Genomic DNA, 26,178 nt, shown 5'->3' on the forward strand with positions numbered 1-26,178 from the left:
GCCATGACGGTAGACCCGATCAGTTGGACGGGCTGGCTTCCGTCGGCGCGGTCGTCGTCTTCTTGTGGTGGTGCTTGCGCTTGTGCTTATGCGTCTTCGGTGCCTCGCTGGAGGTCGTCGGAGCCGCCTGCTCGGCCGGCGCGGCTTCCGGGGTGCTCGGGGCGGGCGGCGCCGCAGGCGCGGTCACGGCCGGAGCGGCGGGAGCCGCCGGCGTGGCCGGTGCTTCCTGCGCCATTGCCGGAATGGCGGCGCCCACCAGGGCGACGGTCGAAAGAACGGCCAGGAACCGACGAGTCGAAACGATCATTGAATGTCTCCAGAATCAGGACGTCATCCCAATCAACACCCGGATCCGCAGCCGGAGGACGCATCCCCGTTCTGGCAGACGACGCAACGCGGCATGCGGACCGTGCCCTGCATTGGTAGCACGCCGCCCCCGCCTCGTCTCGCATTAAAATACATAAATATCCGCCGACTACCCGGCACATTGCCTTAATTGCAACGTAATCTCAAACTCAAAATCGTTACGAAGTACGTCACATGCGTCACATGCACCGCCGGCGCGCGGCGACAGGCAGCCCTCAGCCGGTGCGGGAATAGATTTCGATCCGGTTCCGTCCCGCCTCCTTGGCGGCATAGAGCGCGCGATCCGCCTGCTCGATCAGCGTGCTGATCTTGGTCCCGCCACGGAATGTCGCAATCCCGCCCGAGATGGTCAGCGAAATGGTCATCCCCGTCGAACACGGAATGGCACTGTCCTCGATCCGGCTGCGAATGCGCTCCGCGCACTCGGCGGCCTCCGCGCCCGAACTTTCCGTCAGGACGATCAGGAATTCCTCCCCGCCGTAACGGAAGACGAAATCGTTGCTGCGGACCGTATTCATGATGATATCGGCAACGTGGCGCAGCGCCTCGTCGCCCGCCAGATGGCCGCTGGTATCGTTGATCTTCTTGAAGAAATCGATATCGAGCAGAATGATGCTGAACACCTTGTCGTGCGACAGGGAAAACGCGATCTCGTTCTGGATCACCACATCCAGGAAACGGCGGGTCAGCGTCTTGGTCAGCGGGTCCAGCCCGCTCTGCAAGGCTTCCATCGCCTGGAACAGCCGGCCGGTCAGGAAGGTGACGTCGCGGATATTGTTCCTCAGTTCCATCGCGAAGCCGGCGGGCACGACATCCAGCGCGCGCACGTCCGCGATCCGCCGGTCGATGGACCCGATCATGTCCTGAAGCAGCGCGAAATCGTCCGTGCCGTTGAACAGGTTCTGCCCCTTGTGGGCCATCCACAGGCCGAACTGCGATTCACCGATCGTCTGCAGGTCGCCCAGCCGCTGCTCGCACAGGCAGAACAGGGCCTGGGTGCTCCACTCGAAGAAGGTCGTCTTCTGGGTTTCCTTCTCGAAATTCAGGTCCTGCCCCAGCGAGAACATCTTGAAGGACTGGTCCTGTTCGACCTTCTTCCTGAACTTCGTATTGTAGGCCCTGTTCATGTAGGCCATGGCGAAATCGACCATGGACTGGCAATAGATCACGGCCCGAAGCTGGTCCTCCTTCGTCTCGAAATAATCGATAATGAGCAGGTTGATGCTCATCTTTATGAAATAGAAGCCATACGACACGAGGCCGGGCGAAATTTCGAGCTGCGCGTGGATCGAGCCGACCCGCTCCTGCAACGCGCGCAGTTCGCCGATATCCGTCTCCTGCTCCGGAAACAGCCGCTCCAGCCAGGCCAGCAGGCTCCCCCTCAGGCGCTTCTCGACCGTATCCCGTTCGAGGAAGATCGCGGCATCGGGCAGCTTGAGCAGGGCTTCGTAGAAATTGACGACACAGGTCCTGCCGTCCCGCCGGACGATTTCGCTAAGCCCGTGCCTGATCCTGTCCGGCGTATGGGCGATGATATACTCCCATTGTTCCTCAACAGGCATCGACACAAAATTCTCGGCGAAAAACACGTGCGCTTCCTTTTCAGAAGGATTTTTTTTCTAGTCCTGAGCTTGCGTCGTTAAAATAGCGTGCGTCGTCAATGGTTGTGCGAACAGGGCAGGCAGGCAAGCCTCCCGTCATTTTTCAGCGCGCCTATCAGATTTGCCTATCCGTGGCAATTTCCCGCATCTTAATCTCTTGAAGGGCAGTACCGCCGGCAACAATTTGTCATACCGCCCCGCGACGACGGTTGCGCAATCCGCCGGAGAACCGCCCAAACGGATCGGGCCATGGCGGCTCCCCGGCGCGCATCCGCTCGCCAGAAAGCCGCCATGGCCCTGCCCTCAAACCGTGCCAGCCGTCCGGATCTTCAGATCCGGACGGGTAACAGCCCTGTCAGGCCGAAGCGCCGGCGCGGTCACGCTTCTTGCGCTCGTGCGGGTCCAGATAGCGCTTGCGAATCCGCACCGCCGACGGCGTCACCTCGACCAGTTCGTCGTCCTCGATATAGGCGATCGCCTGTTCCAGGTTCATCTTGCGCGGCGGCGTCAGCAGCAGCGCCTCGTCCTTGCCGGCGGCACGGATGTTGGTCAGCTTCTTCTCGCGGACCGGGTTCACTTCCAGGTCGTTCTCGCGCGAATGCTCGCCGATGATCATGCCGATATACACCTTCTCGCCGGCATCGACGAACAGGGTGCCGCGATCCTGGAGCGAGTACAGCGAATACTGGGTCGTCGCACCGTCTTCCGACGAGATCAGCGACCCGTTGCGGCGTCCCTCGATCGGCCCGGCCCAGGGCTGATAGCCCGAGAACAGACGGTTCATGATGCCCGTGCCGCGCGTGTCGGTCAGGAACTCGCCGTGGTAGCCGATCAGCCCGCGCGACGGGATCAGGAAGGTCAGGCGCACCTTGCCGCCGCCCGAAGGCTGCATGTCCTGCATCAGGCCCTTGCGCATCGCCATCTTCTCGACGACCACGCCCGAATAGGGCTCGTCGACGTCGATCAGCACCTCTTCGTACGGCTCTTCGCGCTCGCCGGTCTCTTCATTGGTGCGGAACAGCACGCGCGGACGGCCGATCGTCAGCTCGAAGCCTTCGCGGCGCATCTGCTCGATCAGCACGCCAAGCTGCAGTTCGCCACGGCCGGCCACCTCGAACGCCTCGCTCTCCGGGCTTTCGGAAACACGGATGGCCACATTGCCCTCGGTCTCCTTGAACAGCCGGTCGCGGATCTGGCGCGACGTCACCTTCTTGCCCTCGCGGCCGCCCAGCGGGCCGTCATTCAGGCGGAAGGTCATCGACAGGGTCGGCGGATCGACCGGCATGGATTCCAGCGGCACGGTCACTTCGGGCGAGGCGATGGTCTCGGGAATGGTCGCTTCGGAAAGCCCGGCCACGGCGATGATGTCGCCCGCCTCGGCCTCTTCCACCGGCACGCGGTCCAGGCCACGGAACGACAGCAGCTTAGTCAGGCGGCCGGTCTCGACCACCGAGCCGTCGGGGCGCAGCACGCGCACCGGCATATTCACCTTCGCGCGACCCTGCTCGACGCGGCCGGTCAGCACGCGGCCCAGGAAGTTGTCGTTCTCCAGAATGGTCGCGACCATGGCGAACGGCGCGTCCTTGTCCACCGTCGGCGCCGGCACATGGCGCAGGATCAGGTCGAACATGGGCGACAGGTCCTTGCGCGCGCCCTCCAGCTCCTCATCCGCCCAGCCCTGACGGCCCGAGGCGTACAGCATCGGGAAGTCGAGCTGCTCGTCATTCGCGCCCAAGGCGGCGAACAGGTCGAAGATCTCGTTATGCACTTCGTCCGGACGGGCATCGCCACGATCGATCTTGTTGACGACCACGATCGGCTTCAGCCCGCGCGCCAGCGCCTTGCCGACCACGAACTTGGTCTGCGGCAGCGCGCCCTCGGCGGAATCCACCAGCACCACAGCACCGTCCACCATGCTCAGGATGCGCTCCACCTCACCGCCGAAATCGGCGTGGCCCGGCGTATCGATGATGTTGATGCGGGTATCTTTCCACACCACCGAGGTGCACTTGGCCAGGATGGTGATGCCGCGCTCGCGCTCCAGGTCGTTGCTGTCCATCGCCCGCTCGGCGACATGCTGGTTCTCGCGGAACGACCCGGACTGCTTCAGAAGCTGGTCGACCAGCGTGGTCTTGCCATGGTCGACGTGAGCGATGATGGCGATATTGCGAATGTCCATACGTGTGTGACCTGACTTCCTTCGCGGGCCCGAACGGGCAAGCCGGCCGGCCGCGCGCCCTGCGGACGGCGGCCGGAACCGACGGATGATCTCTATTCACCGCGCTAGATAGAGGGGACGCACGCGGATTGCACGCGAAACTTCACCACAGGTCCCGCCCGCCCGCCGCATGGATGCGTCCCGCCGCGCCCCGGGCGCGGGGCCGGGAGCCTAGAGTTCCATGTCCTGTTGCAGGTTCACCAGCGGCCGCGCGCCATAGTGCGAGATGATTTCCGACGCCGCGACGCTGCCCAGCCGCCCGCATTCCGCCAGCGTCCGGCCCGAGGTCCAGCCGGCGAGGAAGCCGGCGGCATAGGCATCGCCCGCCCCGGTGGTGTCGATCACCTGCGTCGCCACCGGCGCCACGTCGATCCGCTCGTCGCCCCGGATGATCACGCTGCCCTGCCCCGAGCGCGTCAGCACCGCGAAATGCGTGTCGGCGGCGGCCTGGTTCATCGCGGTGGTGAAATCCTCGGTCTGGTACAGCGAGCAGATTTCCTCCTCGTTGGCGAACAGGATGTCGATATGCCCATGCACCAGTTCGCGGAAGGCATCGCGATGCCGCGCGACGCAGAACGGGTCGGACAGCGACAGCGCCACCCGCCGCTCGGCCGCGTGCGCCAGCGCCGCCGCCTGGCGGAACGCCTCCTGCGCATGCGGCGGGTCGAACAGATAGCCTTCCAGATAGGTCACATGCGCGTCGGCCACCACGTCGGCCAGCACGTCCTCGGGCCCGAAGGTCACGCACGCGCCCAGATAGGTGTTCATCGTCCGCTGGCCGTCCGGCGTCACCATCACCAGGCAGCGCGCCGTCGGCTGCTCGCGCCCCGCGCGGCCATCGAGGAACGACGACGGAAAATAGACGCCCGACTGCTGAAGGTCGGCGGCGAAGGTGCGGCCCGGCGCATCGTCCGCCACCTTGCCCAGATAGGCCACGCGCGCGCCCAGATTGGCCGCCACCACGCAGGTATTGGCCGCCGAACCGCCCCCCATCTCGCGCTCGCGGCGCACCAGGCCGTAAAGTTTTTCGGCACGCTCGGCATCGATCAGCATCATGCTGCCGGGGATCATGTCCTGCTCGGCCAGGAAATCCGGCTCGACCGGCGCCAGAACATCGATGATCGCATTGCCGATCCCCAGCAGATCGAAGCGGCATTCGGCCGCGCTGCCGGCACCCGTCACAGACATTCCATTCTTCTCCCGCGCGCGCCGGCGGACCTGTGCGGCCGGCGTGCCATCAAATCACCAAGATCGTCGTACAGACAGCCCTTTCGCTAACACCGGGGCAGCGGGGTCGCAATGGCTGCATTTCTTGTTCGTAAAGTTGCGGCTTCCCGCTTTTCCGACATCACCCGCGCGTGTAATCCTTAATCGTTCCAGACACCGGTTTTCCGGATGCGTTCGCGAACCATCCGTGTCCCGATCGCCGGGCCATGCGCGGCTTCACCTTCGACAGCAGCGGGGTATGCTTTTGTTCTCAAGAAAAAAACCCAAGCCAGAAGACGCGAAGCCGCCCGTCGGCGCTTCGTCGCCCACCGGCCGGCCGGCGAGTTCGCAGATCGAGTTCCCGCCCCCTCCTGCCGGTGCCACTCCCGTCCGCCAGGGCGCGACGCCGGCCGCCGGCACCCCTTCCTTTCCCCAGTCGTCCAAGGAGACCGCTCCCATGGCCCGCGCCCCGCTCCCGTCCAATCCGCCCTCTCCGCCCGGCGCTTCCCCGATTCCCGGCCGCCCCGGCCTGCCGGGCCAGGCACCCGCCCCCCGCAAGGATAACAGCGACCGCCGCACGCTCGTGGTCGGGCGCGGCATCAGCGTCCAGGGCTCGATCCAGGATGCCGAGCGCCTGGTCGTCGAAGGCACGGTGGAATCCACCATGATCAACGCGCAGGAACTCCAGGTCGCCCACGGCGGCATGTTCCGTGGCGAGATCGAGGTCGAGGACGCCGATCTGGCCGGCACCATCGACGGCACGCTGACGGTGCGCGGCAGCCTGACCATCCGCTCCTCCGGCCGCCTGCTGGGCAAGGCGAAGTGCCGCCGCCTGCAGGTGGAAGATGGCGGCCAGGTCAGCGGTCATCTGGAAATGATCACCGGCGCCCCGCCGATCCCGCAGGCCACCGAGGCCCCCGCCCCGACCGAGGCGCCGACGGAAGCCCCGGCCGGCTGAACCCCGCCCAACCGGTCCATGCACGGCGGCGCGGCAACGCGCCGCCGGCCTTCACGGGCATTCCAGAAAACACCATAAAAAAACGCCGCGGATCACAACGATCCGCGGCGTTTTTTCATAATCGGTTCCGGCGTGGCCGGCCTGTCAGGCCACGTTGTCGCGCCGGTCGCGCAGCTTCACATAGGCAAGCTGCGCATGTTCCGCGCAATAGGGCTTTCCAGGGACCGGCGTCGCCCCGCAGAAATGAAAGCCCGGCGTGCCCGGATCGCCCAGCGGCCAGCAGCAGCTCAGGCCGCTGCGGCGCGGCGCGGGGCTGGAGACCGCGCGCAACGGCGCACGCGGCGTTTCCGGCCGCGACACGCTGGCCGCGGCAACCGGCGGCTCCGCCGCCACCTGAACCACCGGCGCAGGCTCGGCGCGCACCGGCGCCTTGGCCACCGGCTCGGCCGGCGGCCGGACCGGGCTCACGACCGGCGCGGCCTCGGCCACACGCGGCGCCGGCACGGCAGGTGCCGCCACAGGCGACACGACGGGTGAAGGCACCACCGCAACAGGCGCGGGTGCGGTAACGGGCGCGGGCGCCGTGGCCACCGGCGACGCGGCCGGCGGCACCACAACCGGCGCAACCGGCACCGGAGCGGCGGCGTTTTCCGGGGCCGGCGCAACCGCCTCGCCCGGTTCGGCCGCCCGGGCCGAAGCCGGCGGTCTGCGAATTGGTGACGGACGCGCCTGCAGACCGAGGCGATGCGCCTTGCCCACAACCGCGTTCTTCGTCACCGAAAGCTGGCGACCGATCTCGGCCGTCGACAGCCCCTGCTGCCAAAGCGCGCGGAGACGCGCAATCGTCTCCTCGGTCCATTCCATTGCCATGCCATCTCTCCTGACGAAGGACAGCCGAAAACTAGGCTTATCTTGTGGTGGACTCAACCATCCCACCACAAAATCTTGTGGACAAGGCTGGGAGTAACCTGTTCACAACCCGGGGGAAAAAACGTGCGGAACTTATCGAAGCCCGACCGCGCACGTGGCTGGCGCGCCCGTCATGTATTTCCGGGCATCGAAGTGCCGGAACGCGCGGAGGACACGCCGCCAGACCGCATGTGCGGTCAGGCTTTCAGGACCCGACCCGGCGAATGCGCGTCCCGTCCACCCCCAGCAACATGGTCCCGGCTTTCAGCGCCAGCGCCTCCTCGCCGAACACCACGCGCCGCCAGCCCTGCAACAACGGCAGGTCGGGCTCGGCCTCCAGCGCCAGCCGGTCGATATCCTCCGACGACGCCACCAGGCGCGGCGCCACGTCATGTTCCTCGCAGCACGCCGCCAGCAGCACTTTCAGCAGCGCAACCAGCGCCGGCGACGGGCGCGGGCCGTCCTTGCCCCGGCTCTGGCGCGGCAGCGATGCCTCGGGCAGCGCATGCGCCGCCGCAATGGCCTCCAGCAGCCCGGCGCCGCTGCGCCCCTCGGCAAAGCCGCGCGACACCCCGCGCACGCGCGCCAGCGCCTCGGCATCGGTCGGGGCCGTCGCCGCGATCTCCAGCAGGCTCTCGTCCTTCAGCAGCCGCTGGCGCGGCACGTTCACCCGCTGGGCCTCCAGTTCGCGCCACGCGGTGATGGCCCGCAGAATGCCCAGCATGCGCCGGTTGCTGGTGCGGGGGCGCATCTTCTCCCACAGGGTCTCCGGGTCGGGGCGGAACGTCTCCGGCCGGGTCAGCACCGCCAGTTCGGCCGCCACCCATTCCGTCCGCCCTTCCGTCTCCAGCCGCTCGCGCAGAAGCTGGTAGACGGTGCGCAGATAGGTCACGTCGGCGGCGGCATAGGCAATCTGCGCCGGCGACAGCGGCCGCGCGGACCAGTCGGAAAACCGGTGCGCCTTGTCGATATGCGCGCCGGTCAGCGACGAGACCAGGTTGTCATACCCCACCTGGTCGCCATACCCGGCGACCATCGCCGCCACCTGGGTATCGTACAGCGCCGCCGGCAGCCGGCCGAACAGATGCAGGAAAATCTCCAGGTCCTGCCGCGCGGCATGAAATACCTTGGTCACCGCCGGATCGTCCAGCAGTTCGCCCAGCGGCGTCAGGTCCAGGCCGGGCGCCAGCGTGTCCACCACCACCACGTCCTGTTCGCCGGCCAACTGCACCAGGCACAGTTCCGGCCAGTAGGTCCGTTCGCGGACGAACTCGGTATCGATCGTCACGAACGGCTCCCGCCGCAATCGTTCGACAACCGCAACCAGTTCGTCGGTGGAGGTCATCAGGACAGGGGCGGGAAAATCCGCTTTGAGTGCACGCGCCATCCGGTCCTGTTATCATGGGGCCCTACCGGTGCGAAAGCACCCACGGGGGAAAACCGCCGCTTGACGCGGGAAAGGCGGCTCTGACATCACCCCTCCCCACAGATCCCACCTCCCCGTATCGCAAGGACCACACCATGAGCGCATCCACCCCGCCCGACGACGGCACCCAGGCCCTCACCCAACTCGGCCGCGCCTCCGCCCAGCCCGCCAGCCCCGAGGACGCGACGCTGGAGCGCGTCCCCGCCCCCTATCGCGACCGGCGCTACCTGGTCCGCTTCACCGCGCCCGAATTCACCTCGCTCTGCCCCGTCACCGGCCAGCCCGACTTCGCCCACCTGGTCATCGACTACGTGCCCGACCAGTGGATCGTGGAGAGCAAGTCGCTCAAACTGTTCCTGACCAGCTTCCGCAACCACGGCGCCTTCCACGAAGCCTGCACGGTCCAGATCGCCACCACCCTGGTCGACCTGCTCGCCCCGGTCTGGCTGCGCATCGGCGCCTACTGGTACCCACGCGGCGGCATGCCCATCGACGTGTTCTGGCAGACCGGTGCCCCGCCGGCCGATGTGTGGATTCCCGATCAGGATGTGCCGGGGTATCGCGGGCGCGGCTAAAGACCTTCTTTTGTCTTACGAAAAAGAAGCAAAAAGACTTTTATTCGTTCAGGAGCCTTGGAACGTGCAGGCATAAAGGCTCCTGAACAGATCAGACTTTTAAAAAAGAACGCCCATCATGCCACTTTTCGTGGCCGCCCACCCTTGGTGCCGTTCCGCCGTGCCGCCGCCGCCTTGGCTGGCGAAACCTGCCGCCCCGCCCTGGCCGCCATATAGGCACGGGACCCGAACAGCCCGGCCATCAGTTCCGGCACCAGCAGGTCGACATCCAGCGCCTCCCAATGCAGGCCGTAACCACCCATGATCTCCACCTGGGCCAGTTGCTCGGCCATCGCCCCTTCAAGTCCCTGCGCCAGAGCGGCCGGAAATTCGAAACGGACGCCGTTGGACAGTTCAATCGTCACGCGACCGCTCGCGGCATCGTAACCGGCGGCAACAGCCTGCGGCACGGTCTCACGCCGGATACGCCCCCGTTCATAGGCGGCATCAATCTGCTTTTCGATATCATGATCGCTGCGCATCAATCATCCTCCATGCCTGCAACAGGGTTTCGCGCTGTTCCACCGCGATCCTGAACGCCTCACGCACGTCCGACCGCTTCACACCAGGATCAATATCCCGGATCGTCACCTCGGCGCCCCAGAGATTGATAACAATCTCCCGCCCGTCGCAGAACACATGGACATGCGCCGGGTCATGGTCGTTCGCGTAGATCACGAACCGGAAGCGCCCCACCCGATGAACCGTCGGCATACGCCCTTCTACCACAAACCCAACCAGATGGGTATTTTAAAGCAGAACCCAGAGGGCGGATAGCGCCCCGCTCCGAAGCCCCGGAACACGCAAGCACAAAGGCCCCCGATCAGATCAGAAGTTTTTTGGTTCTTTTTTCCAAAAAAGAACGCAAAACGCCCCCGGCTCGCAGGAGCCGGGGGCGTTCCACATGAAACCAGTCCGCTGAAGAAAGGCTCAGGCCGCCTTCACGGCCTCGCCACCAGCGGCCTCGATTTCAGCCCGGGCGGACTGCATCTTCGCCATCAGCAGGTCCAGCGCCGGCACGTTCATCTTGTCGGCGGCGTCGTAGGACGACTCCAGCCCGGCAAGGCGCTTCTGGGCATCGGCCACCGACAGGTCGGCCAGCGCCGTCGCCTGGTCGGCCAGGATGGTGCAGCGCGTGGCGGTCATGTCGGCGAATCCGCCGGCCACGAAGAACCGCTCCGTCACCGCCCCGTTCTCATACAGTTCGACCACACCGCCGCGCAGCAGCAGCATCATCGGCGCACGATCGGGCATGGCGGCGATATCGCCCTCCAGGCCCGGGATCACCGCCATCTCGACAGCACGCGAGAAGAGAACCTTCTCGGGGCTGACGATCTCGACCTCAATCGACATGGGCTGTCTTCCTTGCGCGGGAGCCGGCCGTTCAGGCCGATTCCTTCATCTTCTCGGCCTTCGCGACCGCTTCTTCGATCGAGCCGACCATGTAGAACGCACCTTCGGGCAGGTGGTCATACTCGCCGGCCACGATCGCCTTGAACGAGCGCACGGTGTCTTCCAGCGAAACCAGCTTGCCCGGCGCGCCGGTGAAGACCTCGGCGACGTGGAACGGCTGCGACAGGAAACGCTGGATGCGGCGCGCCCGCGCCACGAGCTGCTTGTCGTCTTCCGACAGTTCGTCCATGCCCAGAATGGCGATGATGTCCTGCAGCGACTTGTAGGTCTGCAGGATGCGCTGCACGTCGCGCGCCACCTGGTAATGCTCCTCGCCGACGATCTTCGGGTCGAGCGAGCGCGAGGTCGAATCCAGCGGATCGACGGCCGGATAGATGCCCATTTCCGCGATCGAGCGGTTCAGCACCGTGGTCGCATCCAGATGGGCGAAGGTCGCGGCAGGCGCCGGATCGGTCAGATCGTCGGCCGGCACGTACACGGCCTGCACCGAGGTGATCGAACCCTTCTTGGTCGAGGTGATGCGCTCCTGCAGCGCGCCCATCTCGGTCGCCAGCGTCGGCTGATAGCCCACGGCGGAGGGGATACGGCCCAGCAGCGCCGAAACCTCGGCACCCGCCTGCGTGAAGCGGAAGATATTGTCGACGAAGAACAGAACGTCCTGCCCTTCCTCGTCACGGAAATACTCGGCCAGCGACAGGCCCGACAGCGCGATGCGCGCGCGGGCACCCGGCGGCTCGTTCATCTGGCCATAGACCAGCGCCACCTTGGAGCCTTCGGTCGTGTTCTCGCCCAGCTTGATCACGCCCGCGTCCTGCATTTCGTAATACAGGTCGTTACCCTCGCGGGTCCGCTCGCCGACGCCGGCAAACACCGACACGCCGCCATGGGCCTTGGCGATGTTGTTGATCAGTTCCTGGATGATGACGGTCTTGCCCACGCCGGCACCGCCGAACAGGCCGATCTTGCCGCCCTTCAGGTACGGGCACAGCAGGTCGACGACCTTGATGCCGGTGACCAGGATCTCGGTCGCGGCCGCCTGCTCTTCGAACGACGGCGCCTTGCGATGGATCGGGTAGCGCTTGGCCGCCGGCACCGGGCCGCGCTCGTCGATCGGCTCGCCGATCACGTTCAGGATGCGGCCCAGCGTGCCCGGGCCGACCGGCACGGTGATCTGGGCACCGGTCGCCACGACCTCGGCGCCACGGGTCAGCCCGTCGGTCGAGTCCATGGCGATGCAGCGCACTTCGTGCTCGCCGATTTCCTGCGCCACTTCCAGCACGACCGTCTGGCCGTTGAAGGTGACATGCAGCGCGTCGAGAATATGCGGCAGCGTGCCTTCAAACTGCACGTCCACAACCGCGCCGCGTACCTGCGTCACGCGGCCGACGATGTTGCTGGACTGGCCCTGCGTGGCGGCAGGAGCCTGGTTCACTGTGGTTTCCGACATGGGGTCAGCTCCTGCGGCGAGGGAAGCGGATCGTAGCTCAGAGCGCCTGGGCGCCCGAGATGATCTCGATCAGTTCGTTGGTGATGTTGGTCTGGCGGGTGCGGTTGTATTTCAGGGTCAGCCGGTCGATGGCCTTGCCCGCATTGCGCGTGGCGTTGTCCATCGCGGTCATGCGCGCGCCCTGCTCGCCCGCCGCACTCTCCAGCAGCGTGGCATAGATCTGCACCTGGAGGTTGCGCGGCAGCAGGCTGGAGAGCAGTTCTTCCTCGCCCGGCTCGAACTCGTAAACCGGCGCGTCGGCCGATACCGCCGTATCGTTCGCCGGCAGCGCCAGCGGGATCAGCTGCATCGCGGTCGGCGTCTGCGACATGACGTTCTGGAAGCGGTTATACACCAGCGTGCAGACGTCGAATTCGCCCTTCTCCGCCATGGCGGCGATCCGCTCGCCAAGCTCGGCGGCGGCCGAGAACGGAATCTCCTTGCCACCCGAACCGTGGATCGTGTCCACGATCAGGTCGGAGAATTCGCGCATCAGGTAGTCGCCGCCCTTGCGGCCGACCGGCAGCAGGCGGACGGTCTTGCCCTCGGCCTGCAACTGGCCGATCAGGTCGCGGGTCTTGCGGTTGACGTTGGCGTTGAAGCCACCCGCCAGCCCGCGATCGCTGGTGACCGGGATCAGCAGGTGAATCCGGTCGTTGCCCGAGCCGGCCAGCAGGGTCGGCAGGCCGGACTGGCCCCGCGTGCCGGCACCCAGTTCAGCCAGCATCCGGCGCATCGCCGCCGCATAGGGGCGGGCGGCCTCGGCACGGGTCTGGGCCCGGCGCAGCTTGGCCGCCGCCACCATCTTCATGGCGCTGGTGATCTTCCGCGTCGATTTGACGCTGCCGATCCGCGCGCGAAGGTCCTTGAGGGATGCCATGGGTGCCTGTCCGCCTCAGCCCGCGAACTGACGGCTGAAGCCGGTCAGGAAGTCGGTCAGACGGGCTTCGTTGTCCTTGGTGATCTGCCGCTCGGTGCGGATCGATTCCAGGATTTCCTTGCCCGCCGCATGCAGTTCGGTGCGAAGCTGGCGCTCATAGGCCGTCACCTTCTCCACCGGCACGCTGTCGATGAAGCCGCGCGTCCCGGCGAACAGGATGCACACCTGCTCCTCAACCGGCAGCGGCGAGGTCTCGGGCTGCTTCAGCAGCTCGACCAGGCGCGCGCCACGGGCAAGCTGCTTCTGCGTCGCCGGATCGAGGTCCGAGGCGAACTGCGAGAACGCGGCCATCTCACGATACTGCGCCAGCTCCAGCTTGATCTTGCCGGCAACCTGCTTCATCGCCTTGATCTGCGCGGCCGAACCGACGCGCGACACCGAGCCACCCACGTTCACCGCCGGACGGATGCCGCGATAGAACAGGTCGGTCTCCAGGAACACCTGGCCGTCGGTGATCGAGATCACGTTGGTCGGAATGTAGGCCGCCACGTCGCCGGCCTGCGTCTCGATGACCGGCAGCGCCGTCAGCGAACCCGCGCCATATTCGTCCGACATTTTCGCGGCGCGTTCCAGCAGGCGCGAATGCAGGTAGAACACGTCGCCCGGATACGCCTCGCGGCCCGGCGGACGGCGCAGCAGCAGCGACATCTGGCGGTAGGCGACAGCCTGCTTGGACAGGTCGTCATAGACGATCAGCGCATGCATGCCGTTGTCGCGGAAATACTCGCCCATCGCGCAGGCGGCATAGGGCGCCAGATACTGCATCGGCGCCGGGTCCGAGGCCGTCGCGGCGACGATGATGGAATATTCCAGCGCGCCGGCTTCTTCCAGCGTGCGGACAAGCTGCGCCACAGTCGAACGCTTCTGCCCGATGGCGACATAGATGCAGTAAAGCGACTTCTTGTCGTCGCCCAGCGCGTTGACCGGCTTCTGCGCGACGATGGTGTCGATCAGGATGGCGGTCTTGCCGGTCTGGCGGTCACCGATGATCAGTTCGCGCTGGCCGCGCCCGATCGGCACCAGGGCGTCGATCGCCTTGATCCCGGTCTGCATCGGCTCGCCGACCGACTGGCGCGGCATGATGCCCGGCGCCTTGATGTCGGCGCGCTTCATGATCACGTCGCCGACCAGCGGGCCCTTGCCGTCGATCGGGTTGCCCAGGCCATCGACCACGCGACCCAGCAACGCCTTGCCGGTCGGAACCTCGACCACCTTGCCGGTGCGGGTGACGGTGTCGCCTTCGCGCATCTCGGAGTCGTCGCCGAAGATCACGACGCCGACATTGTCGCTCTCGAGGTTCAGCGCCATGCCCTGCTGGCCGGAGGCCGGGAACTCGACCATCTCGCCGGCCTGCACGTTCTGCAGGCCATAGACGCGGGCGATGCCGTCGCCGACCGACAGGATCGTGCCGGTCTCGGCGACCTCGGCACTCGTGTCGAACGAGGCGATCTGCTGCTTGAGGATATCCGAAATCTCAGCGGGACGGATTTCCATCACGCGGCTCCCTTCATGGCGTGGTGCAGGCGGGTCAGGCGGGAATTGAGGCTGGTGTCATAGAGCCGGGCGCCGACGCGCACGACCAGACCGCCCAGCAGGGCCGCGTCAACGCGTTCCTGGATATTGACCTTGGAATAGCCGGCCTCGGCGAGGCGGCCCTGAATCTGTATGCGCTGCACGTCCGTCAGCGGCTGGGCCGACACGATCTCGGCCACGGCCTCGCCCCGACGGGCCGCCGCGATCGCCGCCAGGGCGTCCAGGATGTCGGCCAGGCGGGGCAGCCGGCGGTTGCGGGCAACCACGCCCACGAAATTGCGGATGACCCACCCGAAGCCCTGGGCTTCCAGCACGGCGTCCAGCGCCTTCGTCGATACGGCGATATCCAGCGTGCGATTCGTCAGGACGGCGCGCAGCTCGGCGCTTTCCGCGATCAGGCGCCGCAGCGCCGCCGCATGGTCCAGCACGTCATCAAGCAGCCAGCGCTCGGCGGCGAAATCATAGAGGGCCGTCGCGTAACGACCGGGCAGGCCATTGGCAACGGAGGCGATCGGTATTGTTGTCGTTCCACCCGAAACCACGGTCGGTCTTTCCATCCCAGTGTCTTTAGGTCATTGCAGCGCGCCAACGGCCGGGCACGAAGTCCAAGCCGATGGCGCGCCTCTAGCATGCTGACCCGCCACGCGCAACACGCGCGTCAGGCCGGCACCGAGAGCAGCGCGGGCCGGAAGGCCGTCGTCTCGCGCTGCACCAGCGTCACGCCCAGATCCACGATACGCGGCAGGTCGCGCCTGCCTGCCAGCAGGTCCAGCACCATGCTCCCCGTCCGCTCGCCGATCGCGCGGTAATCGACCGCCACCGTCGTCAGCGCCGGCACCACGGCCCCCCCGATCTCGAATCCGCCAAACCCCATCAGCGACAGATCCTCCGGCACCCGCACGCCCCGGCGCCGGCATTCCATCAGCGCCCCCACGCCCACGAGGTCGGACACGGCAAAGACGGCATGCAGGTCCGGCGCCCGCTCCAGCAGCGCGCCCATGGCCTGCGCCCCATGGGTAAACGACACCGGCGGCTTGCCCATCCGCTGCACCAGGTCGTCCGCCAGCCCTTCCTCGCGCAATACTTCCAGGAAACCTTCCAGCCGCCTGCCGCCGCGATGGTCGCAGGAAAGCCCGTCTCCCTCCGCCGCCAGCACGCCGATTCGGGTATGGCCCAGCGCGATCAGGTGGCGGGCGGCCAGCCGTCCGGCCTCATGGTTCGAGTAGCCGACCATGGGGTGCACCGGTTCGGCCACCAGCCCCGCCATCTGCACGATGGGTATCGTCTCACCCGCCAGCAGCGTCCGCAACGCCGGCCCGCGCGGCCCCGCCGGCAGCACCAGCGCCTCGGCCCGCCGCCCCAGCATGTCCCGCACATGCCTCAGCATTGCGTTCTCATCATAGTCGGTATACCCGATCAGCAACTCATAGCCTTCCCGACGGATGATGTCCGTCAGGCCGCGCGCCGCATCGGCGAAATTCGTATTGGTCAGCGTCGGCACCACCAGCCCGACGAATCCGCTGCGCCGGGTCGAAAGCGCCTCGGCCGCCCGATCGGGCACATAGCCCAGTTCGTCGATCGCCCGCGCGATCGCCTCGCGCGTATCGGGCCGCACCAGATGCGGCGCCCGCAGCGCGCGCGACACCGTCATCCGCGACACCCCGGCCCGCGCGGATACATCGATGATGGTCGGCCGCGCGCCGGCGCGCGCCACGGAAGCCGAGGCGTCAGGCTCCGTCGCCTGCCGCGCACTGCCCGCCGCTTCCCCGTCCGCCGTCCGCCTGCCTGCCATCTCCGCCCGTGCCCCTGCGCATCGCGACCACCCCGCGCGTTGGCGCGTTGTCCACCGCGAGGCGCTTATAGTCGCCTCGCCCGGCGGCCGACGCCAGATATATCATCAAACCCGCCATGTGCCCGGCCAGGGACGGATGCATGCGCGTAGGAAGACAAAGGAATCGCCCATGCCCGCTTCGCCCCTCTTCGACCTGACCGGCCGGCTGGCCCTCGTCACCGGCTCCAGCGGCGGAATCGGCTACGCCCTCGCCGCCGGCCTGGCCGATGCCGGCGCTCACGTCATCCTGAACGGCCGCGACGCCACAAGGCTGGAGGAAGCCGCCACCCGCCTGCGCGACACCACGCCGCAGGGCAGCACCCGCACCATCCTCACCCGCCCCTTCGACGTCACCGACCGCCAGGCAGTCGAGGATGCCGTGGGCGCGATCGAGGCCGAGGACGGGCCGATCCGCATCCTGGTCAACAATGCCGGCATCCAGCGCCGCGCCCCGCTGGACGTCTTCCCGCCCGAGGACTGGGCCGAGATCATCCGCACCAATCTCGACAGCGTGTTTTTCGTCGGCACGGCGGTCGCCCGCCACATGATCCCGCGCGGCATGGGCAAGATCATCAATATCGGCAGCGTGCAGTGCGAACTGGCCCGCCCCGGCATCGCGCCCTACACCGCCACCAAGGGCGCGGTAAAAAATCTCACGCGCGGCATGTGCGCCGACTGGGCGCGCCACGGCATGCAGATCAACGCCATCGGCCCCGGCTATTTCGAAACGCCCCTGAACCGCGCCCTGGTCGAAGACCCGGACTTCAACGCCTGGCTGACGAAGCGCACGCCGGCCGGCCGCTGGGGCAAGGTGGAGGAACTCCAGGGCGCCGCCATCTTCCTGGCGTCGGACGCCTCGTCCTTCGTCAACGGCCAGACGCTCTATGTCGATGGCGGCGTGCTGTCGGTCCTGTAACCCGCCTCCCCGAACAGCCCGCGCGCCTCCCGCGCGCTGGCCCTCGCCCTCACCCCGGTCGAAAGCAGCCCCAGCCCACCCACGACCCCCGACAGCCCCACCAGCACCCACCAGACCCGGTGCGTCGCCTGTGCCAGCACGCCCCCCGCGCCATGGGTCAACACGGCCCCCATCATCGTCCCCGACACCGCCACCCCGAGCAGCGCCCCGACCTGCCGGCTGGTCGAGGCCAGCGCCGCCGCCAGCCCCGCCTGATCCCGCGGCATGCCAGAGACGGCGCTGTTGGTAATCGGCGCATTGCACATCCCGAAGCCACAGCCGCACAGGCTGTAGGAAAGCAGCAGCACCCAAGACGGCGTCGCCGGCGTCAGCCCCGTCAGCAGCAACGCCCCACACCCCAGCCCGCCCGCCGAAAGCAGCAGCGGCAACCGCGCCCCACGCGCCCCGACCAGCCGCCCCGACAGCGGCGCGCACACCACCACCCCCAGCGCGAAGGGCAACGTGTACAGCCCCGCCCGCATGGCCGACAGGCCCCGCGATTCCTGAAGATAAAGCGTGTTCAGGAACAGGAACGAACTGAAGATCGCAAAGGCGCAGACCGCGATCACGATCGCCCCGGAAAACGGCAGCGCGCGAAAAAACCGCAGGTCCAGCAGCGGATGCGCGCTGCGCTGCTCCACCCGATACAGCACCACCAGCCCCACCGCCGCGATTGCCAGCCCGGCCCGGATCGCCGGTGCCTGCCAGCCATAATCCCGCGCCTCGATCAGGGCGGCGGTCGCGGCCGCCAGGATCAGGGCCACCAGCAATTGCCCCACCCGGTCGACCGGCCGCACATGGACCGCCCGCGATTCGGGAATCACCCGCAAACTGAGCACCAGCGCCAGCGCCCCGACAGGCAGATTGACCCAGAACACCGCACGCCAGCCCACCAGCGTCGTCAGCATGCCGCCGATCAGCGGCCCCAGCGCCAGCGCCAGCCCCGACATCGCGCCCCACACGCCGATCGCCCGCGCCCGCGCGGCCGGCTCGACAAAGACATTGGCGATGATCGACAGCGCCACCGGGTTCAGCATCGCCCCACCCAGCCCCTGGAACCCGCGCGCCAGCACCAGCGCCCACGCGCTGGGCGCCAGTCCGCACAGCACGGAGCCAAGGCAGAAGACGATAATGCCGGAAACAAACACACGCCGCCGCCCGATCCGGTCAGCGGTCGATCCCGCCAGCACCAGCAGTGTCGCCACCACCAGCGTGTAGGCATCCACCACCCATTGCAGGGTCGACAGCCCGCCACCTAGCCCGGCGCGAATCGCCGGCAGCGCCACGTTGACGATGGTCACGTCCATCATCACCAGAAAAAGGCTGAGGCAGCAGGCCGCCAGCACCAGATGCGGCCGGACTGGAGAAGATCGGATCATATGCCGGGAATCGGGAGAATGGAGCGGGCGAAGGGAATCGAACCCTCCTCAGAAGCTTGGAAGGCTACTGCATTACCACTATGCTACGCCCGCCCATATGGCCTTTCCATACCGCCGAACCCGCCTCTCCGGCAAGCCCTCTCCGCCATGCCGAACGGGCGCGATGCCCCGGCCGAAACAACGAATCGCCTCCCCCCCTCTTGACTTTGCCCGCCGGGCATACTTTTTTCCGCTGCCTGCGCCGGGTTCGCACGGGTGGCCAGGGGAAGAGCTTTCCGCTATTCCGTTGGTCGGCGCCGCAGGCGGCTTGCAGGGGTGTAGCTCAATTGGCTAGAGCGCCGGTCTCCAAAACCGGAGGTTGTGGGTTCGAGACCCTCCACCCCTGCCACTCGCCCCGGTCGGGAGTTTTCCCGCCCGGACCGTGACGGTGCCCCCGACATGCAGTATTGGTTGTTTCCGGCCTCGTCCGCGCTCCGGTCCGGACGGCGGCGTGGTGGTTCGAGAAGGGTGTTTCGTGTCGGTCAGTCCCGCGAAATTTGTGCAAGATGTCCGCGCCGAGGCCACCAAGGTCACATGGCCCACACGTCGCGCCACGCTGGTGACGACGGGGGCCGTGCTGGCAATGGCCACCATGACGTCGGTTTTCTTCTTTGTCGTCGACCAGATCATCGGCCTGGGCGTACGTGAACTTTTTGGGCTGGGAGGCTGAGGAACGATGGCAAAACGTTGGTACGTCGTTCACGTCTATTCAGGCTTCGAAAAGAAGATCGCCCAGCACATCAAGGAGCAGGCGGCTCAGAAGGGCCTGTCCGACCATTTCGGTGACATCCTGGTCCCCTCCGAAGAGGTGGTCGAGGTCCGTCGCGGCCAGAAGGTCAGTTCCGAGCGGAAGTTCTTCCCCGGCTACGTGCTGGTCAACATGGAACTGACCGACGAAGCCTGGCATCTGGTCAAGGACACGCCCAAGGTCACCGGCTTCCTGGGCACCAAGACCCGCCCCTCGCCGATCCCCGCGGCCGAGGCCGAGCGGATCATGAAGCAGGCGCAGGAAGGCGTGGAGCGTCCCCGCCCCTCCATCACCTTCGAAATCGGCGAGCAGGTGCGCGTGTCCGACGGCCCCTTCACCTCGTTCAACGGCACGATCGAGGAAGTGGACGAGGAAAAGGCGCGCCTCAAGGTCAGCGTCTCGATCTTCGGCCGCTCGACCCCGGTCGACCTCGAATACAGCCAGGTCGAAAAGCTCTGAACAGCCCGACCATCCGAATACAAGAAGGGGCGCCGCGAGGCGCCCCTTTTTTGTTCCAAGGGCTTTGCCCTTGACCCACCAAAGGGCAGAGCCCTTTGGAAACCCAGTCGTTATCAAATAATGGGGGTGCAGGGCCTCAGGCCCTGCCGGGTCCAGGGCAGAGCCCTGGTCTAACTGTCAAACAGGCGGCGCCACGGTGCCCAACGCCCGCAGATGCGCCGCTGCACGATCAGCCACCTGCCCCAGCAGCGCACTCAGCGCCGCGACCAGACCGGCCGTCCCCGAACCGCTGACCGGCAGGTTCAGCGCCAGCACGTCCGACGCCCCGCCATCATGCCCAAGCCAGTGGACAGCCAGGCTGCCCCCCAGCACAGCCTGCCCGCCGGCATCGCGCGAGAAGCGCGTCACCGTCAGTTCGACCGCCGCCAGCGCCGTCGTCGCCACCGCGTCGTTCTGGGCAAAGATGGTGCTGCCCGGCAGGCGCTGCTGAAGGTCCGCCGTCAGCACATGGCCCAGCATGCTCGGCAGCGACTCGCCCCAGGCATCGCTGCTGGCGGTCTGCAGCCGGTAATCGCCCTCGCTGCGCACGATGCGCTCGCGATCCAGCGCCGTCGCCACCGAAGGCGTCCGCACCTCGATCACCGCCGGTCCACCCGCCTGGGCGGTACCGGGCCATGGCACGAGGGCATAAAGGTTCGGGTCCGACGAACACGCGGCCAACGGCCCGGTGGCGGCGGCGGCAAGCAAGCCGCCTGCTCCTCGCAGAACCGCCCGGCGCGAGGCAAACGGGCGGGAAGAAGGCCCTGACAGTCTCATAGGCTAGCGTCCCGTAATCAGCGCCGAGGGATGGCGGTTGAGGAAATCGGTCAGGAAGCGCAGCGACCGCGCCGCTTCGTTGAGCTGCACCAGCATCTGCTGCAGATCGCGGTGGAAGTCGGTATCGCCGCCATAACTGGCCATCAGCTTGTTCGCGTTCTTCAGCGTGCCGTCCAACTGCGCGCTCATCTGCGGCAGGCGCTGGAACAGCGGGTGCATGCCGGTGCGGGCATCACTCGCCAGCGCCTGGATGCTACGCAGCGAATCGCGCAGCGCCACGATGGCCTGCTTCACTTCCGGCGAATTGATCCGCGCGTCGGAATGGGCCAGCAGGTTGTTCAGATTGTCGCCCACCTGGGTCAGCGGCATCGCGGCGATCTTGTCGGCAACCGTGGAGAGCGAGTCCATGATGCCGCTCATGCCGCCGGCCTTGCTGGGAATGACCAGCGCCGTCCCTTCGGTCGTCACAACGGCCGGGGTGGCCTTCTTCACGAAATTCAGGCCGATCATCGATTCGCCTGTCAGCAGGCTGGCACTGTCGACCGAAGCCCGTAGCCCGTTATCCACCAGCGCCTGAATGGTCGCAGCCATGGTGTCGCGATGAATCTCGCTCAACGGCAGGATGCGCTCGGGCTGGATTTCCATCCCCACCCGCACCCGGGCAACCCCGGCCTTCTGGTCCAGCACCAGCTTCACGCTGGTCACGGTGCCGACCTGGATGCCGAACATCGTCACCTGCGCGCCGACCGTCAGCCCCGACACGGAACTTGTCAGGTAAGTGACCAGCGACACACGCTCGCGATAGCCCGCATTATCCGCCGCTTCATTGCTGTCATACAGCCGGAAGACCGAATTCTTGGGCGCGGGCGGCGCGGAAGTTCCCTCCCGCTTGTCCGGCAGCCCGAATGCGACCCCGCCCGAGAACAGGGCCTGGATCGATTGCAGCTTCACCTTCAGGCCGCCAGCACCGAGCCCGACCTGCACGCCCGACACGTTCCAGAACCGCGTATCGGTGCGCAGATAGCTGTCATAGGGCTTGCGGATGAAGACCTGGATCAGGATCGGCCCCTCGCCCCCCGGCGGCATGGTATAGCCCAGCACCTCACCCACATCGATGTCGCGGAAGAAGACCGGCGCCCCCTGCCCGATCGACCCCAGCGAGGGGCTGATCAGCGTGTAGGTATTGCCCGGCTGGTCCGATCGCATGCCCGGCGGCGACTCCAGTCCCTTGAACGTGTTGGTGCTGGTTCCCCCCGGCATGCCCGGATCCATGGCGATATAGGCCCCGGTCATCAGGGTCTCGAGCCCGGTGACACTGGCGCCGTTCAGGCGCGGCCGCACCACCCAGAACCGTGCGCGATCGGTCAGCATCGGCGAGGCACTGGCACTCATGCGCACCTTCACCTCGACATGGCGCATGTCACGCGTCAGCGTCACGTCCTGCACCGTGCCCAGGGGCACGGCCTTGTTCTTCACCTGGGTCTGGCCACTGGTCAGCCCGTCCGCGGTATCGAAGACGATGGTAATGACCGGCCCACGCCCCATGATGCCACGCCAGCCCAGATAGCCGGCGATGGCCAGCGCCACGATCGGCACCAGCCAGACGATCGAGAAACGATATCGGCGCGCCGAAGCCTCGGGCGGCGAAGCCGCGGCACGATCGTCGGAATGATCTTGGGGGTCGTCGGTCACGCCTGCCTCGGCTCCATCCTGTCAGTTTTTGCCGCGCGCCGGCCTGCCCGCGCACGCACGGCGGCGGACGCCACGCCATCGGGCGACGGCCCGTTCAGGCCCGCCGCATCCCACATCACCCTGGGGTCGAAGCTCCATGCCGCGAACAGGGTCAGTACCACCACCGAGGCAAAGGCCACCATGCCGGCATTGGCCGTGACGCTCGCCAGCGAATTGAAGCGGACCACCGCCACCAGGATCGACACCATGAAGACGTCGATCATCGACCACCGGCCGATCACATCCACCACGCGGAACAGCCGCGTGCGCTTGACCAGCGCGAAGGACGACCCGCGCCAGGTGCTGATCACCATCCAGCTCAGGCTGAGAATCTTGAGCATCGGCACCAGGATGCTGGCGAAGAACACCAGCAGCGACAGCGGGATCATCCCGTCATCCCACAGTTCGATCGCCCCTTCGATGATCGTATGGCCACCTCCGCCTCCCAATTTGGAGAAGGTCATGACCGGGTAGAGATTGGCCGGGAAATAGAAAATAACGGCCGACATCAGGAAGGCGCTGGTCCGCGCCAGCGTGTCGGGCGCCCGCCGCCATACCTTGTGGCCGCAGCGCGGGCAGACGCCGACACAGCGCAGATTGCTGACCGGTGCCCCCAGTTCGCCCACCAGCCCGCAGGAGGGACAGGCCACCAGATGGTCGACCGGCGGCAACGGAATCTCGTCGATATGCACATGGCTGACCGCCACGCGCTCTCCGTCTTCCTGTCTGGTGATGGCATCCACGCGCCGGTGCCGCCAGATCCGTTCGGTATCCAGGGTCGAATCCGTGGCCGCCATGGTCAGCATCAGGGCCGAGATCAGATAGACGGCGGGGCCCACATCGACATGGGCCAAATCCGTCAGCTTCGTATAGGCAACGAAAATGCCCAGGACATAGACCTCGATCATCGACCAGGGCCGCATCTTCTCGTACCAGATCAGCAGGTGCGGCGCCCAGTCGGGCATATGACGCCGGCTGGCGGCGTACAGGATGGCGAACATCATGCCGATCACCACCGCCGGCGCCGCGATGGTGACCAGCCCGACCAGCAGCCCGGCTTCCCCCCACCCTTCATGCAGCAATTCCATAGGCCCGGTCAGCAGGTCCACGGTACGTTCACGCCCATACACGTCCAGCGTCATCAGGGACGACGCCAGCGCCGCCAGATATAGGGCGCAGGAACTGATGCAGAAGGCGAGCGGCGTCTGAAGCGGCGAGGTCCGGCGCCGCCACTCCAGCGTCTGCCCACACCGCGAGCAGGCGGCCAGCTCGCCAGCCTCCAGCGGCGGGCGGCGCTGAAACAGGCCGCATCCGGGGCATTCCACCAGATCATCGATCGTCCGGACATGGCGCAGGTCGGCTGTCCGACGTGGCCAAGCGGCCCGACGGAACATGCGTGAAGTCCGCGCTGACATCGTCTCGCTCATGACTCGCCGTACTATAAATCAAAATCGGATCGGCGATAGTCATTCAGCATATTGCTGCCATGACGAGAGCCGGAAGACGACAGGAAGGGGAGAATTCTCCCCCGAATAACGGCCGGTCCATCGCATGACCGGTCCGGCATTTTCCTGATCATCGCAAGACAATCAGAATATTTGGATAACACCCCGGCAAGGCGGCAAAATGGTCCGAACGTCCCGCTGGGATAACGATCTCTTGAGCCTTGCCGCCTCGGCCATCAGCCGATCAGAAGGCCCGTCCGTTCATCGTGAAGGAAAATGCCCGCGGCTGAACCCGCAAACGGGGTATGCGGCATGCTGCCAAACCACCCAGTCCATATGCGGCGACCGGCAGGAGCGATCGGCGGAAGACTCAAGTGGTGCCGGTGAAGAGATTCGAACTCCCGACCCCATCATTACGAATGACGTGCTCTACCAACTGAGCTACACCGGCAACGAGGCGAGCGTATAACGGGCCTGAAAGGGCATTGCAAGCCCCCTTCCGACGGATCGCCGGCCAATCCCGCGGGACCGGCCGGCGCCCCGGTCAGGCGATCAGAACGGCGCGTCGATATCGACGACGTCGATCAGCTTGTGGTTGACGAACTCCTTGATTCCCAACCCGATCAGCTCGCGGCCATAGCCCGAGCGCCCGACGCCACCGAAGGGCAGGTCGGCCTTGACCATCGTCGGATGGTTCACGAACACCATGCCGGTATGGATCTTCTTGGCCACTTCGACGCCACGCGCGGTGTCCCTGGTGAAGACCGAGCCACCGAGGCCATACGGCGTGTCGTTGGCGATGCGAATCGCGTCGGCCTCGTCACGGGCACGGAAGATCATCGACACCGGGCCGAAGAACTCCCACAGGCGGGCGGGGTTGTCGCCCGTCATGCCGGTCAGGATCGTCGGCTGCACGAAGGCGCCGGTCTCGGGCACGCGAGGCCCGACCTCGGTCGCCGTGGCGCCATGGGCCACCGCCTTGGCGATGTTATCACGGATCTCCTTGGCCGCGCCCTGCGACGACAGCGGCGCCAGCGTGGTGTCCGGTGCCATCGGGTCACCGGCCTTCAGCGCCGCCACACCGGCGGTGTAGAGTTCCATGAACCGGTCATAGACCGCATCGACCACGATCACGCGCTTGGACGATACGCACACCTGCCCGGCATTCCAGTGCCGGCCGAACACCGCCCACTTCGCGGTCTTCTCCAGATCGGCGTCTTCCAGCACCACGAAGGCGTCGGCACCGCCAAGCTCCATGGTCGTCTTCTTCAGCGCGCGGCCGGCCTGCGATGCGATCACCGAGCCGGCCCCTTCGGAGCCCGTCAGGGCCGCGCCGCACACGCGCGGATCGTTCAGGATCATCTCGACCTGCGCGCGGGTGGGGTAGAGGTTGCGGAACGCACCGTCCGGCAGGCCCGCGCGCTTCATCAGCGTCTGGAAGATCCCGGCACACTGCGGCACGTTCGAAGCATGCTTCAGCAGCACGGTGTTACCGGCCGAAAGCTGCGGCGCGATGATGCGCGCAATCTGGTAGTAGGGGAAATTCCAGGGCTCGATCGCCAGCAGCACGCCCAGCGGCTGATGCACCAGCACCGCCTCGCCCGAGCGCGGGTCCGACACCGGCAGCTTCTCGGGCGCCAGCAGGCTCTCGGCATGCTCGGCGTAATAATCGAAGATCGCCGCCGACAGTTCGACCTCGGCCTTGGCCTCGCTGAACAGCTTGCCCATTTCCAGCGTCAGCAGGCGCGCGAACGCATCGGCCTCGGCACGCAGGATCTGCGCCGCCTTCGTCATTACGGCGGCGCGGGTCGCAAACGGCGTGTCGCGCCAGTCCAGGAATGCGGCGTGGGCATCGGCGATCGCCTGACGCACCTCGTCATCCGTGGCATCCGGAAACGTGGCCAGCACTTCGCCGGTATAGGGGTTGGTGGTTGCGTATGCCATAGTCGTGTTCCTTCCAGCGGGCCATTTCCGGCCCGATGCTTGTGATAACGATCATCCGGAGCGCCTCCGTCAAGAGGAACCTCACGGCTACGTTATCATAAGAGAGTACGGTCGATCCGCTCTTGGGAATCGGGCCCGCCAGGCACGCGGCCCCACGGACA

Annotated in this window: 24 protein-coding genes and 3 tRNA genes; 6 read left to right on the forward strand and 21 right to left on the reverse strand. The window is 66.4% G+C overall.

Annotated features, from left to right (window positions below):
- Positions 1 to 19 precede the first annotated feature (19 nt).
- From ACMAUO_RS06780 to ACMAUO_RS06795, 4 genes are all read right to left on the reverse strand, one after another.
- Positions 20 to 307, reverse strand: a complete 288-nt coding sequence (locus ACMAUO_RS06780) for a hypothetical protein (protein WP_420356163.1) — start codon at positions 305 to 307, stop codon at positions 20 to 22.
- A 274-nt stretch (positions 308 to 581) separates the two neighbouring features.
- The gene (locus ACMAUO_RS06785) at positions 582 to 1,928 is read right to left on the reverse strand and encodes a GGDEF domain-containing protein (protein WP_420356164.1); all 1,347 of its coding nucleotides are present in this window, start codon (positions 1,926 to 1,928) and stop codon (positions 582 to 584) included.
- 394 nt (positions 1,929 to 2,322) lie between these two features.
- Complete coding sequence (gene typA / locus ACMAUO_RS06790; RefSeq protein WP_420356165.1) at positions 2,323 to 4,146, reverse strand: translational GTPase TypA; 1,824 nt, start codon at positions 4,144 to 4,146, stop codon at positions 2,323 to 2,325.
- A gap of 210 nt (positions 4,147 to 4,356) precedes the next feature.
- Positions 4,357 to 5,373, reverse strand: a complete 1,017-nt coding sequence (locus tag ACMAUO_RS06795) for an adenosine kinase (protein WP_420356166.1) — start codon at positions 5,371 to 5,373, stop codon at positions 4,357 to 4,359.
- A gap of 475 nt (positions 5,374 to 5,848) precedes the next feature.
- On the opposite strand from ACMAUO_RS06795, the gene ACMAUO_RS06800 reads away from it, so the two are divergent.
- Positions 5,849 to 6,349, forward strand: coding sequence for a bactofilin family protein (locus tag ACMAUO_RS06800; RefSeq protein ID WP_420356167.1), 501 nt, complete (start codon positions 5,849 to 5,851; stop codon positions 6,347 to 6,349).
- A 144-nt stretch (positions 6,350 to 6,493) separates the two neighbouring features.
- Here ACMAUO_RS06800 and ACMAUO_RS06805 read toward each other — a convergent pair whose 3' ends face one another.
- Positions 6,494 to 7,213: a GcrA family cell cycle regulator gene (locus ACMAUO_RS06805; RefSeq protein WP_420357225.1), complete on the reverse strand. Its 720-nt coding sequence runs from the start codon at positions 7,211 to 7,213 to the stop codon at positions 6,494 to 6,496.
- Positions 7,214 to 7,463: 250 nt separating this feature from the next.
- On the reverse strand, positions 7,464 to 8,645 hold the full coding sequence (rnd, locus tag ACMAUO_RS06810; RefSeq protein ID WP_420356168.1) for a ribonuclease D: 1,182 nt from the start codon (positions 8,643 to 8,645) through the stop codon (positions 7,464 to 7,466).
- Positions 8,646 to 8,779: 134 nt separating this feature from the next.
- Here rnd and queF point away from each other — a divergent pair, with 134 nt between their 5' ends.
- A complete protein-coding gene (gene queF / locus ACMAUO_RS06815) occupies positions 8,780 to 9,259 on the forward strand; it encodes a preQ(1) synthase (RefSeq protein ID WP_420356169.1) in 480 nt (159 codons plus the stop codon).
- 116 nt (positions 9,260 to 9,375) lie between these two features.
- On the opposite strand, the gene ACMAUO_RS06820 is transcribed toward queF, so the two are convergent.
- The 8 genes from ACMAUO_RS06820 to ACMAUO_RS06855 all read right to left on the reverse strand — a co-directional run bounded on the left by ACMAUO_RS06820 (position 9,376) and on the right by ACMAUO_RS06855 (position 16,462).
- A complete protein-coding gene (locus ACMAUO_RS06820; protein ID WP_420356170.1) occupies positions 9,376 to 9,780 on the reverse strand; it encodes a DUF2442 domain-containing protein in 405 nt (134 codons plus the stop codon).
- Positions 9,764 to 10,012, reverse strand: coding sequence for a DUF4160 domain-containing protein (locus tag ACMAUO_RS06825; RefSeq protein WP_420356171.1), 249 nt, complete (start codon positions 10,010 to 10,012; stop codon positions 9,764 to 9,766). Before ACMAUO_RS06825 ends, ACMAUO_RS06820 begins: the two co-directional genes overlap by 17 nt.
- Before the next feature lie 216 nt (positions 10,013 to 10,228).
- On the reverse strand, positions 10,229 to 10,651 hold the full coding sequence (atpC, locus tag ACMAUO_RS06830; protein WP_420356172.1) for an ATP synthase F1 subunit epsilon: 423 nt from the start codon (positions 10,649 to 10,651) through the stop codon (positions 10,229 to 10,231).
- A 31-nt stretch (positions 10,652 to 10,682) separates the two neighbouring features.
- Positions 10,683 to 12,158: a F0F1 ATP synthase subunit beta gene (gene atpD / locus ACMAUO_RS06835; RefSeq protein ID WP_420356173.1), complete on the reverse strand. Its 1,476-nt coding sequence runs from the start codon at positions 12,156 to 12,158 to the stop codon at positions 10,683 to 10,685.
- A gap of 37 nt (positions 12,159 to 12,195) precedes the next feature.
- Positions 12,196 to 13,077, reverse strand: a complete 882-nt coding sequence (locus ACMAUO_RS06840; protein WP_420356174.1) for a F0F1 ATP synthase subunit gamma — start codon at positions 13,075 to 13,077, stop codon at positions 12,196 to 12,198.
- Between the two features lie 15 nt (positions 13,078 to 13,092).
- Positions 13,093 to 14,631, reverse strand: a complete 1,539-nt coding sequence (atpA, locus tag ACMAUO_RS06845) for a F0F1 ATP synthase subunit alpha (RefSeq protein WP_420356175.1) — start codon at positions 14,629 to 14,631, stop codon at positions 13,093 to 13,095.
- Complete coding sequence (gene atpH, locus ACMAUO_RS06850) at positions 14,631 to 15,227, reverse strand: ATP synthase F1 subunit delta (RefSeq protein WP_420356176.1); 597 nt, start codon at positions 15,225 to 15,227, stop codon at positions 14,631 to 14,633. The genes atpA and atpH overlap by 1 nt, the downstream gene beginning before the upstream one ends.
- Positions 15,228 to 15,328: 101 nt before the next feature.
- Positions 15,329 to 16,462 carry a LacI family DNA-binding transcriptional regulator gene (locus ACMAUO_RS06855; protein ID WP_420356177.1) on the reverse strand — a complete coding sequence of 378 codons (1,134 nt, stop codon included), beginning with the start codon at positions 16,460 to 16,462 and terminating at the stop codon, positions 15,329 to 15,331.
- Positions 16,463 to 16,631: 169 nt separating this feature from the next.
- On the opposite strand from ACMAUO_RS06855, the gene ACMAUO_RS06860 reads away from it, so the two are divergent.
- A complete protein-coding gene (locus ACMAUO_RS06860; RefSeq protein ID WP_420356178.1) occupies positions 16,632 to 17,417 on the forward strand; it encodes an SDR family oxidoreductase in 786 nt (261 codons plus the stop codon).
- Here the strand turns inward: ACMAUO_RS06860 and ACMAUO_RS06865 are convergent.
- Together ACMAUO_RS06865 and ACMAUO_RS06870 are read right to left on the reverse strand one after the other, a co-directional pair.
- Positions 17,384 to 18,835, reverse strand: coding sequence for an MFS transporter (locus tag ACMAUO_RS06865; protein ID WP_420356179.1), 1,452 nt, complete (start codon positions 18,833 to 18,835; stop codon positions 17,384 to 17,386). The genes ACMAUO_RS06860 and ACMAUO_RS06865 overlap by 34 nt on opposite strands.
- A gap of 19 nt (positions 18,836 to 18,854) precedes the next feature.
- Positions 18,855 to 18,928 (reverse strand) — tRNA-Gly (locus ACMAUO_RS06870).
- 218 nt (positions 18,929 to 19,146) lie between these two features.
- Here ACMAUO_RS06870 and ACMAUO_RS06875 point away from each other — a divergent pair.
- From ACMAUO_RS06875 to nusG, 3 genes are all read left to right on the forward strand, one after another.
- Positions 19,147 to 19,223 (forward strand) — tRNA-Trp (locus ACMAUO_RS06875).
- Between the two features lie 126 nt (positions 19,224 to 19,349).
- Positions 19,350 to 19,544, forward strand: a complete 195-nt coding sequence (gene secE, locus ACMAUO_RS06880; protein WP_182950217.1) for a preprotein translocase subunit SecE — start codon at positions 19,350 to 19,352, stop codon at positions 19,542 to 19,544.
- 6 nt (positions 19,545 to 19,550) lie between these two features.
- A complete protein-coding gene (gene nusG, locus ACMAUO_RS06885) occupies positions 19,551 to 20,081 on the forward strand; it encodes a transcription termination/antitermination protein NusG (RefSeq protein ID WP_114729055.1) in 531 nt (176 codons plus the stop codon).
- A 177-nt stretch (positions 20,082 to 20,258) separates the two neighbouring features.
- Here the strand turns inward: nusG and ACMAUO_RS06890 are convergent, their stop codons facing one another.
- The 5 genes from ACMAUO_RS06890 to ACMAUO_RS06910 form a co-directional block, all read right to left on the reverse strand.
- Complete coding sequence (locus ACMAUO_RS06890) at positions 20,259 to 20,828, reverse strand: PqiC family protein (RefSeq protein WP_420356180.1); 570 nt, start codon at positions 20,826 to 20,828, stop codon at positions 20,259 to 20,261.
- A 72-nt stretch (positions 20,829 to 20,900) separates the two neighbouring features.
- The gene (locus ACMAUO_RS06895) at positions 20,901 to 22,589 is read right to left on the reverse strand and encodes a PqiB family protein (RefSeq protein WP_420356181.1); all 1,689 of its coding nucleotides are present in this window, start codon (positions 22,587 to 22,589) and stop codon (positions 20,901 to 20,903) included.
- Entirely contained in the window at positions 22,586 to 24,022 is a 1,437-nt protein-coding gene (locus ACMAUO_RS06900) for a paraquat-inducible protein A (protein ID WP_420356182.1), read from the reverse strand. Before ACMAUO_RS06900 ends, ACMAUO_RS06895 begins: the two co-directional genes overlap by 4 nt.
- A gap of 426 nt (positions 24,023 to 24,448) precedes the next feature.
- Positions 24,449 to 24,524 (reverse strand) — tRNA-Thr (locus ACMAUO_RS06905).
- 101 nt (positions 24,525 to 24,625) lie between these two features.
- Positions 24,626 to 26,017, reverse strand: a complete 1,392-nt coding sequence (locus ACMAUO_RS06910; RefSeq protein ID WP_420356183.1) for an NAD-dependent succinate-semialdehyde dehydrogenase — start codon at positions 26,015 to 26,017, stop codon at positions 24,626 to 24,628.
- Between the last annotated feature and the right edge of the window lie 161 nt (positions 26,018 to 26,178).

Source organism: Gluconacetobacter brunescens (assembly GCF_048695475.1).
GTDB lineage: Bacteria > Pseudomonadota > Alphaproteobacteria > Acetobacterales > Acetobacteraceae > Gluconacetobacter.